The following is an 11,185-nucleotide window of genomic DNA, read 5'->3' as shown; positions in this document are numbered from 1 at the left end:
GCTTCCAGAATAAAAAGAACAGATTGGTTAAAACAGGCGGAAAAGCCGCCTGTTATTGACATGCCATCTTTTGGATGGTATATATAAAACAAAGGTGGAGTGCTTCATTTCAAAGCATTCCACCCAGCCTTATCATAGAAGAATCTTATTTACAGACTTTTCTTCATACCCTCGATTTCTGCGCCGGCATCGCTCCTCTTCCAAAACCAAGGCTTGCAAATTTTTTAGGTAAGCATTTTCCGCTCGCAGCCGTTGATTTTCCGCAATCAAATCTTCCTCTATCTCTTTAGGCAGCTTTGCTGGCTGTCCTGTATTTTTACGTCCCCGTCGTTCTACCGCTAAACCTTCTGGACCCTCCTCAAGATAGATGCGCTCCCAGCGCTTAATAATACCGAGACAGTTGATATTAAATCTTCTCATGGTTTCACTGAGACTTAGACCTTCTTCCCGCATCGTTTCTACCACCAGTTGCTTGAATTCTGGTGTATATCGTTTATTTGGTACTCCTTTTGGCATAAAAATCACCCCACTTGTTATTCAGTATATCATACTGTCTAACAAATGGGGTGCAGTTCAAATTTTACGATTGTTAACTCCCTTTTTAATTCGTTATATAAGAAACAACGAGAATCTCTTTACTATTACATGTTATTTTATAATAGTACCACCATATGTTACTTCCATCTTACCAATTACAGTTTTTCCATCTTTGGCATATAAATTGATGTACTCTGAACGACCATTTCTTTGGCTTTGTTTCTCCAAAGCCTGTTCTGGTGTTTTAATATCATTATGGAGATAGTCCGCAGGATAAATAAAACCCTCTACCCCACCAACACCAATCGCTGGTATCATTTCATTGTTTTTTACAGCAGATTCTAAATCAATCTGGTCATTTTTATTTGTTTGAGCTTCAATCCCAGAATGGCTGTGGCTTACCCCTTGATTGGGTGAACTATGCATAGATTCCTGAATATATCTTTTCCAAGCGAAAACATCCGTAACTTCACATGGAAAATATGGGCTGCCAATCACTCCATTGCGCAATACCGTTGCAAATTTTTCAAGGCTTCCAGCCTTTTTATAGGCACACGCCAATCCTGTAATTTCTGCAGCATGATTCTCCTGTACAATTTCAGCTCTAACACCATAATAGTCTGTAGAAGTCCGTCCTATCGCTCCTTGCGCTAACACTGAATTTGCATCAATTGCTGTAATACCTTTATAAGGCTCCCCATCTACTTTGAAATACTTTTCTTCGTTTACTGCATTACCAGCAAATGCTGTCGTACACAATGCACATAATATCGCAGTTGGTACAATAAAAATTCTTGTTTTATATTTCATAAGCCCAACCCTTTCTATATCCCTATTCCTATTCTCTATAGCTATAATCTGAATTCTCGGCGATTCTATAATATATTTAACGATTTCCCTCACTGGATTTTCAATTTCTATAATACAAATCATTCAATATTTTTGAAGTATGAATGCTATCTCTGAAAAAACCATTCTTTTATATATGTATCTAAGAAGAAAAAACGGGACATATTGCTTAAATGAAATAAATAGCTATTTTTTAATAGTGGAATCATAGAAAGGAAACTTCTTGCTTTAACTCAAGAAGAATTTGATAAAAACATATGAAAATTAAGAAAAACATTCAAGTCCCAAAGGCTCCTAAAAGCAAATGCGTCATTCATTACCACAGGAAACTGTAGACAAAACGAAAAATTATCCTACACAACTTTATGTATATTGGGCTATTCGTTTTGGACAAATAAATATAATATACCCACAAAAAAGTCCTGCAGGCCTTGAAAATACAAGGCTTGCAGGACTTTTGCAATTATTCCCACTCGATAGTTGCAGGTGGTTTGGAAGTGATATCGTACACAATACGATTTACATGTTTTACTTCATTTACAATTCTGACAGAGATACGATCCAAGACATCATAAGGAATTCTTGCCCAATCAGCTGTCATAAAGTCGGTTGTTGTTACACCGCGCAGAGCAATAGTGTAGTCATATGTTCTGAAGTCACCCATAACGCCTACGGAACGAACGTCTGTGATAACAGCAAAGTACTGGTTGATGCTTCTATCCAAACCAGCTTTTGCAATTTCTTCACGGAAGATTGCATCTGCTTCTCTCAGGATTTCCAGTTTATCTTCTGTTACTTCACCGATTACACGGATACCCAGACCGGGACCAGGGAAAGGCTGACGCCATACCAGATGTTCAGGCAGACCCAGTTCCAGACCCATCTGACGTACTTCATCTTTGAACAGCAGACGCAGGGGTTCGATCAGTTCTTCAAAATCTACAACGGAAGGCAAACCGCCTACGTTATGGTGAGATTTGATGACTGCGGAATCACCCAGACCGCTTTCGATTACGTCAGGATAAATGGTACCCTGTACCAGAAAATCTACTTTACCAATCTTCTTCGCTTCATCTTCAAACACACGAATGAATTCTTCACCAATGGTTTTTCTCTTTGTTTCGGGGTCTGTAACGCCTTTCAGTTTGCTCAGGAAACGTTCCTGTGCATTGGCTCTTACAAAGTGAGAATCAAACATATTTGCGAATGCTGCTTCTACTTCGTCCCCTTCATTTTTACGCATCAGACCGTGGTCAACAAATACACATGTCAGCTGTTTGCCGATCGCTTTAGAAACCAGAGCAGCTACTACGCTGGAGTCAACGCCGCCAGACAGTGCACACAGTGCTTTGCCGTCGCCAACCTGTTCTCTGATTTTCTGAATCTGATCTTCGATATAGTTTGTCATTGTCCAGTCGCCGCTGCATCCACAAACTTCATACAGGAAATTGTGAATCATGTTTGTACCCTTAGGTGTGTGGTTTACTTCAGGGTGGAACTGAACGCCATAGAAGCCTTTTTCAGGGCATTCAATAGCTGCTGCGGGGCATGTTGCTGTCTTACCAATAATACGGAAGCCTTCAGGCATTTCTGTAACAAAGTCTGTATGGCTCATCCAGCAGATTTCTTTTTCATCAATACCTTTCATCAGTTTGCTGTCAGTATCGAAAGTAACTTCTGTTTTGCCATATTCGCTCTTTTCGTTGGCATTGCCTACTTTACCACCCAGTGTATAAGCCATCAGCTGGCAGCCATAGCAAATCCCCAGAACAGGTACGCCCAGTTCGAAAATTTCGGGATCGCAATGAGGAGATTTTTCATCATATACACTGTTGGGACCACCTGTAAAGATAATCCCTTTGGGATTTTTTGCCTTGATTTCCTCAATAGGTTTATTCCAAGGCATGATTTCACAGTAAACGTGATGTTCTCTGACACGTCTGGCAATCAACTGATTATACTGACCGCCAAAATCCAGAATAATAATCATTTCACGGTTCATTGTCTTCCTCCATATCTGTTGTTTCTAAAGGTTCACGCTTTATCAAGAAAAGTCGCCGCTGCGAACGACGACCTGCCTGATTTCATATTATCATAGCCAAAAGCTATTGACAAGTAAAAACCACATATTTCCCACGTCTTTTCGCAAAACGAATAAAATCTTTCTCAACAATGTGATTCCTTTTTATTTTTTTGCCAAAGCATTCAGATTCGACTGCATTGGTTTTCCGTTCAAAATCATTCCTGCATATCATGCAAATCTATTCCGATGAAATGCAGTTTTTCTTTAAAGCCAACCTCCCATAAAACAGCAGTTGGCAAAGGATTTTCAAGATTCTTTTACCAAAGCCTTCATCATATTTTCCGCAAAAGCAGAAGCTTTTTTCTGGATATCTTCCACTTCCAAGATACTTGCCGGATTATTGGCAGTTTCCAGCATTGCAAAATGAGGCGGCAAACGGAAGGTCTTATTCATACTCATGGCACTGATCACCTGTTCCGCTACGATATTTCCGCCGCTGTATCCCGATACAACCAGTGCAAAAATACTTTTTTCGTAAAATTGATTTTTACGGAACAATGCTGTCAAACGGTTGATGAAAGCCGTCAAATTGGCACTGAGTGCATCATTATAATTGGGACAGAGCAATATAACTGCGTCACATGCTTCAATGGCAGGATACACCTGCTCCACAATCACTCCACCATAATAGCAGCTGGATTTTTCACTGAAATGCATGCACATTTTAAATGGACATCCAGAGCAATCATGCACCGTACCATTTCTCAAGGAAATTTCCGTAATTTTGCAATGATGCAGATCTTTTTTGATCATATCCCACAGCATGGAAGTGTTAGAAGTTTTGTGATTGCTGGCGTGAAGCACCAGTATATTGGTTTCCTTCTTTGGATTTGGTGTAAAATCCATGAGCTGTGCCACCAGACGCTTTGCTGCTGCCTGATACGCACCCATATTGTCCAAATCCTGCTGCATTGCCTGAATATTGAAATTCTGCAAGGAACCTGTGCCTTCCACCATACCTCTGCCAGGGAAAGCACATCCGCAAGCATTGGCTGTAAACATCAATTCCCTTGCCACAGACTTGGTATACAATTCACTTTCTCCATCCACCAAAATGGAACCTACACATCCTTTCAGCATATCAGGATGCAGACGCATATACTTCAAATAGCGGAAGTATTCCAGATTGATACCAGAAATCCCTAAAGGAATGGCAAAGAGCAGTCTTTTCCCCTCCAAGGAATGAAAATCCTCTAGCCGACGAATCACTGTACATTCATATAAACCATAAATTTCTTCCAATAGCTTCTCCAGTCGTTTGGTTCTTCTGGAATCTTCACATTGCGGATATACAATGGTCAACATTTGCTTCATCGAATCATCTCCAGTCCATCATAAGCTTTTTGGATTCTTTTGAATAAGGCATATGGCAAGGGCAGAGATTCAATTTCTACACCCAATGTTGTTCTGTTTTTGCTGCCCATATAAACACCATTTAAGAAATTGGAGCTATAATGCCATTCTCCGCGCAGTGTCAACAGCAACGAAATGGCAGCAGAAGAAATGGCAGGTGCCACATACGGCTTAAAGCCCAGTTCCCTCATACGCAGGTTGGCTTCGATGGCAAGTTTTGTCAAAGCTTTAGAACGTTCATCGTCATAGTTAGCAATGCTGTTTGCAATGACGAGATCCTGTCCATGAGGTCCAAATGCTCTGCCTTCTGTCAGGAAATCTGCAAAATTGGGATTTTGTTTTGCATAGTAAGCAGCTCTTGCATTCATAACACCAAGACCATAGCCCTGAACCTGTTCCGGGCGAAGCCCTTTGCCATCGAAAATTCCTGTCTCATCTTCATTGCTGGCAAGAAAAGCAGCACTGCAAAGAGGATCTACAGGATCAGAAACGACGGCAAACAGACCTTCAAACTTTGCATCTCTTGCTTTCTTTGCGAAAATAGAAATAATACCTTTATTGGCTTCATACTGCACCATACGCACATCCTGCACCTGTGAACCTACAGGAGGAATCCCTTTGGAGGCACAGAAAACAAACATATCGCAATCAAAAAGCTGTTCTTCGGTCAAAATTTCAACAGTTGGCAATGCATCATAATCCCAAGGAAAAGCAGCCTGATTTAATTCTGTTTCCCAACGAGCACAGACATCTGGGTTCACATCATAAATTCCCAATGTTTCGATGCAATCGCCGCCCATGAGTTTCAATGCAGTCAGCACAGTACTGCCAACATCACCCAATGCCAGCAGATGTACCCGTTTTTTCTTCTTATTATCTATCTGAAGCCATTTTTCCCATTCATCAGCTGTTTTCCATGCAGTATTCGCCAGCAGCACAGTCCCTTTGGACAGGGCATTTTCTGCCGCTGTCCGCAGGTCTGCGTCCATATTTGCTGCCACTTCATCCAGATGAACTCTGTCCAGCCAGTGAAGCGTTTCTTCTTCTGCCAGCATTGCCGGATGGGTCAGTTTCAAAATCCCTTTATTCTTCTCCCGACCCCGATCTGTGAAAAAAACAGTGGTCGTTCCAATGAGTTTCTGTTCCATAATATCCTCCTTATTTTACAAGGTGTTCCAGTCGGATCATCTGTTCCATATCGTTTTCCAGATATACAGATGCCGGCAGATGATAATCATAAGCAACGCAATTGCCCTTGTCTGGAATGCGAGGCCAGATAATGACTTCACTCAGTCGTCCCAAAGTCAGATTCCGTTCATACAAAGCCTGATATTCTTCTTCCAAAACTGTCAGAATTTCTTTTGTATTTTGCAAGCAGACCATAGACAAGTCATAGATATTTTCTTTCGATGCACCTCTGATAAAACCGGGCATTACATATGGCAGGATCAGATTGACACCATGCAGGAAATTGCCTGTTTTATCCGCATTGGTTTCTACACCATCCCCACCGATAAAGGGATACATAGATGTTTCCACGAACCAGATACGCATGGAAGGAATGAAGTAAGCACTTTCTACCTTTCTGCCTTGGATTTCCATCAGGTCTTTTCCTCGACCAGAAAGCATACCAACGATCAAACGATCAATCTCTACATTTTCTTCTTTAAAAAGCGGGTCAAGTTCACGGATACGATACCCTTTATGAAGCAAATCATCTACCAATATCACAGGTCTGCGGAAAGATTTGATTGTTCTGACCTGAGAACGCAGGGGCAGATATTCTGGGAACTCTGCAATACGGAAACCATGAATGCGGGAATCGAATACCTTGTCTGTATGAAGTACCTTTGTTACCGTATTGGGAATGACAATACCTTTCAGAATCTTACCGAAAGGCACACACATATTTTTCCCCAATGTACGTACCGGCAGTGGTTCTTTGGGCATGCCATTTGCCGCAGTAATCAGCTCAATCAAGCGATTATACATAATCCCTGCATTAAAGGAAAGGACCAATTCTCCGGGATACAATTTGGTCAAAGAACGCTGGAATCGTTTATGGCTTTCATCCAAAACCCGCAGTACTCTGGGATTTGTACTGAAAGGTTCTTTGATAGCTGTCTGTACATTATGATATAACACAACAGGCTGTTTCATATCCACAACGTAGATTTCTCTTGGCACTTCTGGCAAAGGAACAGGAATAAATCCCTGACGTTCCAAAGCATCTTTCATGCTCTTTGTGATCTGGCTGTATTTGGGACTGCATACAGTATAAGTGTAGTCCTGCCGCAGACATTCCGCCAGGGTTTCTGTCAGCACAATCTGCTCCAGATCCGCAATTTTCGACCGGCTTCTGATATAACCAGCCAGAATCAGCACAATCTTACCGGAAGTCTGCTGACGAATGTAGCTGGCTGTCATCATATCCTGGAATTCTCCAAACAGTTCTGTTGTGGAAATATGACGGTAAAGCATAATGGCATCCGGTCTGCCTTTGCCGTCCTGGTCAAATATGATGGTTGCTGTACAACCGGGTTCCTGCAAAGTATGAAGCAGTTTTTCGGTTTCATCATTACCCAGATTTCCCTGTCGGATGATCTCCGCAATATCTTTCGCATTGGTTTCATGCTTGATTTCAACAGCTTTTGTCTGAAGCAGTCGTTTATACTGTGGCTCTCTTAAATACAGCCCACGGTCATAGATATAGTTCTGGGCAACGGTATCAATCAAATTGGAAATATCTCTGTTATGGTCGATATTTTCGCGGATTCTTGTAGAACTAATGTCCTCAAAGTGTGTAGGCAGTTTCAATTCCACAACGGTGTTTTGAATCATATCATAAGATGTCTTGTTTCCTCTTCCCTCTCTGGTTTCTCTGCGGAAAATAACATGAGGGAATGTCATAATGGAATTTTCTTCCGGTTCCATACGATAAGAGGAAGCATTCTGCACCACGTCGCTGCCTGCCACCATATAGACTTCTTTTCCCGGGAACATTTCCCGCAGTTTTTTCAAGTCTGCCGGATTGGCAATATTCACTGGTGTATCTGAAGGGAAAAGGAAAATATTTTCTTCATTTGCCACAGACATATCCAAAATACGTCTGCGCACCCGATGAGGCTGAGCTTTTTTCGACCAGGAAAATTCGTCCAGTGCCAGATAAACAGTAAATCCAAGATCTCTGATTTCCCGTGCAATTTCCTTGTGCCCCAATGTAAAGGGGTCAAATGTACCGGGGAAAAAGGCAATTTTCTGGGGTTCTGAGAAAGTGAATTTCTTTTCTTGGAAAATATACGCACTGATAAAATGATATACAAAATTCCATCCAGCAGTGTGGTTAAAGAATGTCAATTCGGAATCTTCATCCTGTTCCACAAGCATGAGCATCTTTTTACTGAGGAAGCCAAAAAGATTTTTCTTTTCCTGCATGGATAAATAATCCTGGGCAAAAAGTTCGTGACCAACGACCCAAAACGCTTCTCGTTTGACATTTTCCTGATAGTTCGCAAATCCTTTCAGAATCATGCCCATAATCTTCTTGCGTCTATCCTCATATATTTGTGCCAGTTCCGGGAAACGGCTCTGATACTGTCCGTAATGCTGGAGCATTACCCCAAAGGTATCCAGTGCAACGCTGGCAATTCGATCATTGGTGCTGTTTTGCAGACGTTCCAGATCTTTGATAAATTCATCCAATTCCTTTGGATGCAGGAACAATACAAACTCACCCAGATATTGAGGAATATACTTAGAAAACTCGAATTCACCAATTTCCAGACCTTTTGTCAATTCAATGGCAACTTCATTTCGCTGATCCCAGGAAAGCATAGGTGCCAGTTTTACCAGTGTTTCCCCTGCCGCATGACGGACAGAAACCTGTTCACTGACTTTTAACAGATTGGACAAATGGGTTGCCACATGAAGTTTTGGCATAGTCACGCCACTGCAAATCCGATCATAGAGCAAACGCATGTTGATAATCTTGATTTTCCAAGGTGTTGCCGCTTTCAGGTTATCCAGGAAAATATCAGATACCACCGCGGAATCTTCAAAGATTTCCTGATATGCAGCCTTATTTTTTTGGGGCAAGCCGCAATTTTTGCGGATTTCATAGGCAAGATAAGCCAGTGCTTTTTCCTCTTTCACGGGTACAACATCCAAAACAGCATTGACTGTATGGAGAAATTCTTTAGACTCCGTAAAAGCAGGTGCCATTTCGCACAGATTCAGCAAAATTGCAGCCTGAATTTCCAGAACATCCCGAGAAGCAAAATGCTCCATAAAGCGGAAGCATACATTCCGTTCCGCATCATCCAAAAGCACCATGGGAATGGAAGGCATAGTATCCAGCAGGATAAAGGCTGTTTCATCAATCCATCCCAATTCTTGATAATAAGCAAGAAGTGGTACAACATATTTCTTGCGCTGTTCTTCTTTGCAGTTTTCCAGCAAAGAAATGACAACACGTTTCAAACAATACCCAAGCCAGCGTCTATGACGGTCAATAACCTTATGATCTGGCAGGATGATGCGGTCTAAATATCTTTTCCACAGCTGGAAGCTATCTGTTTCATCCAGTATCACATTCACATTCTGAGGGAGTTCTTTCCCATATTCTACATCATAATGGGCAATCATATTCCCCAGCAGATCTGCCGCCTGTCTGCGGATATCCCCTTCTCTGTGGAACATCAGATCATACAGGAAGTTCATTGCCATCTGTTTTTGACGTTGGTTCATATAAGTGAAATATTCCGCAAAAATATTCAGATATGCCCTTGTATCCTTCCAATTGCGTGTACTGCGGGCTGCTTCCAGAATATCACCAAAAGTCAGTTCCCGGCTCAGCTTATGCATCAGGCGAATATTATGGTCAATGGCAATATTTTTGAACGCATCCACCGTTTCATCAATATTCAGCAATGCAGGATTTCGCTGCGGAACAGGCTTCAATGCACAGCTGGTCAAATCTACATTGACGCCAAGGGCTTTCATATAATTTTCAAAGTCTTCCAAACGGGAATAGACGTGGCGATAACGATTTTCTTTGGCTGTGTCCACATTATCCAGCTTATTCAAAATCACCGCAAAGGAAGATGCCAGGCTGTAGAAGCCCATGATTTCTTTGCCTTTTTCATCATAGCCATTGTTTTTCACGCGGAAATCGGCATAAATCAATATCAGGGATTCCACAGTAAGATTTTCCAATTCTAAATCCCAAGTGGAATGGTTTGCGGCAATATGTCCGATGTTAGGCAGTTCATGGACTCTGCACCAAAGGTCTGTATAATAATAATGCAGGTAAGGAATTCTTCTGACTTCATTTTCCCTGCATCCATATTTCCCGATATCATGGGCAGCGGCGGCGCCGGAAATCAAAGGCAAATCCACAGGAATGCCTGTCTTTGCAAGCTGTCTTGCAATATGCATGGCAATATGATGCACACCTGCCACATGTGCCAGCATATCAAAAGGCATAATTTCTTTGCCAATACGCATCAATTCATATAAATAGGCATCAGAAAAACACTGTAAGAAACGCCGATATTCTTCTTCATAAGGGCTTCCCTCCAGTTCCTCTTCCGTCGCAAAATCAAAATCCCGGATTCTGGAAAATGGCAGCCGCTCTTTTTCTTTATTCAAAAAGAACCGCAGACATTCCAAATAAAATGCCGCTGCCTTGTCATATTGATCCGTTGCAGGAATATCATCTCGATGGGGATAAATCTTGCGAATCATATGCCCATACAAATCCGGCAGCCACCCATCCTTTGGTCGGCTTCCCGCAAAATTTTCCATGGCAGGACTGCACAGATTCAATACATTACGACAGGAGACCTCACCTGTCATCAGTTTTTCCATAGCTTCCAGCCATACACCTTTATCCATAACAGCCAGCACATCTTTTTTATGCAGTCCGGCGTTCTGCAAAAAATCCCGTGCAGTCAAAGTATTTTGTAATTCCTTGTATGTCAACTGAAGTTGTTTTTTGTCCATAAAACACCGCCCTTCTCATAGATCAAATCCATTATATCACCGCAAAGACACGATACAAAGATGTTTTCTGCATCATCTTGCAGCGACTTTTATAAATCAATTTGCTTTATCATTATGATTTTACTACATTCTGTAAAATTAGGGAATGTTTTATCTAAATTATACTTACGATCTTTATGATTTTTGCAACAAAAAAGGAAGATCTTTGGGGGCATCTTCATAAGAAAACAAAAAAAGCCAAAATCCTTATTATGAACTGAACCCAAAAAGTTAGACAATATTTTCAAATTAAAATTGTTTAAGAAGCCAGAAGGGCTTGTTGTCTGTAAATTGCAGGTGGCAAGCCCTTTAACTTTGCTT

7 protein-coding genes are annotated in these 11,185 nt (G+C 41.5%); all 7 read right to left on the bottom strand.

The features are described 5' to 3' along the window. Positions 1-132 precede the first annotated feature (132 nt). The gene (locus tag INF29_RS12740) at positions 133-516 is read right to left on the bottom strand and encodes a helix-turn-helix domain-containing protein (RefSeq protein ID WP_193487025.1); all 384 of its coding nucleotides are present in this window, start codon (positions 514-516) and stop codon (positions 133-135) included. Between the two features lie 132 nt (positions 517-648). Further along, positions 649-1,347, bottom strand: coding sequence for a hypothetical protein (locus INF29_RS12735; RefSeq protein WP_193487023.1), 699 nt, complete (start codon positions 1,345-1,347; stop codon positions 649-651). Positions 1,348-1,849: 502 nt separating this feature from the next. Continuing rightward, positions 1,850-3,388: a glutamine-hydrolyzing GMP synthase gene (gene guaA, locus INF29_RS12730; protein ID WP_072851144.1), complete on the bottom strand. Its 1,539-nt coding sequence runs from the start codon at positions 3,386-3,388 to the stop codon at positions 1,850-1,852. 327 nt (positions 3,389-3,715) lie between these two features. Beyond that, the gene (locus tag INF29_RS12725) at positions 3,716-4,783 is read right to left on the bottom strand and encodes a flavodoxin family protein (protein WP_193487021.1); all 1,068 of its coding nucleotides are present in this window, start codon (positions 4,781-4,783) and stop codon (positions 3,716-3,718) included. Further along, a complete protein-coding gene (locus tag INF29_RS12720; protein WP_193487019.1) occupies positions 4,780-5,970 on the bottom strand; it encodes a Rossmann-fold NAD(P)-binding domain-containing protein in 1,191 nt (396 codons plus the stop codon). The genes INF29_RS12725 and INF29_RS12720 overlap by 4 nt, the downstream gene beginning before the upstream one ends. Positions 5,971-5,980: 10 nt before the next feature. Then, positions 5,981-10,825: an adenylyltransferase/cytidyltransferase family protein gene (locus tag INF29_RS12715; protein ID WP_193487017.1), complete on the bottom strand. Its 4,845-nt coding sequence runs from the start codon at positions 10,823-10,825 to the stop codon at positions 5,981-5,983. Positions 10,826-10,914: 89 nt separating this feature from the next. Next, a partial coding sequence (locus INF29_RS14560; RefSeq protein ID WP_207728174.1) for a hypothetical protein occupies positions 10,915-11,185 on the bottom strand: 271 nt, incomplete at its 5' end.

Origin of the sequence: Anaerotignum lactatifermentans, assembly GCF_014982935.1 — a bacterium.
In the GTDB taxonomy this organism is placed as follows: domain Bacteria; phylum Bacillota; class Clostridia; order Lachnospirales; family Anaerotignaceae; genus Anaerotignum; species Anaerotignum lactatifermentans.
The sequence above is the reverse complement of the archived record's forward strand: the minus strand, read 5'-3'. Positions and strand labels throughout refer to the sequence as shown.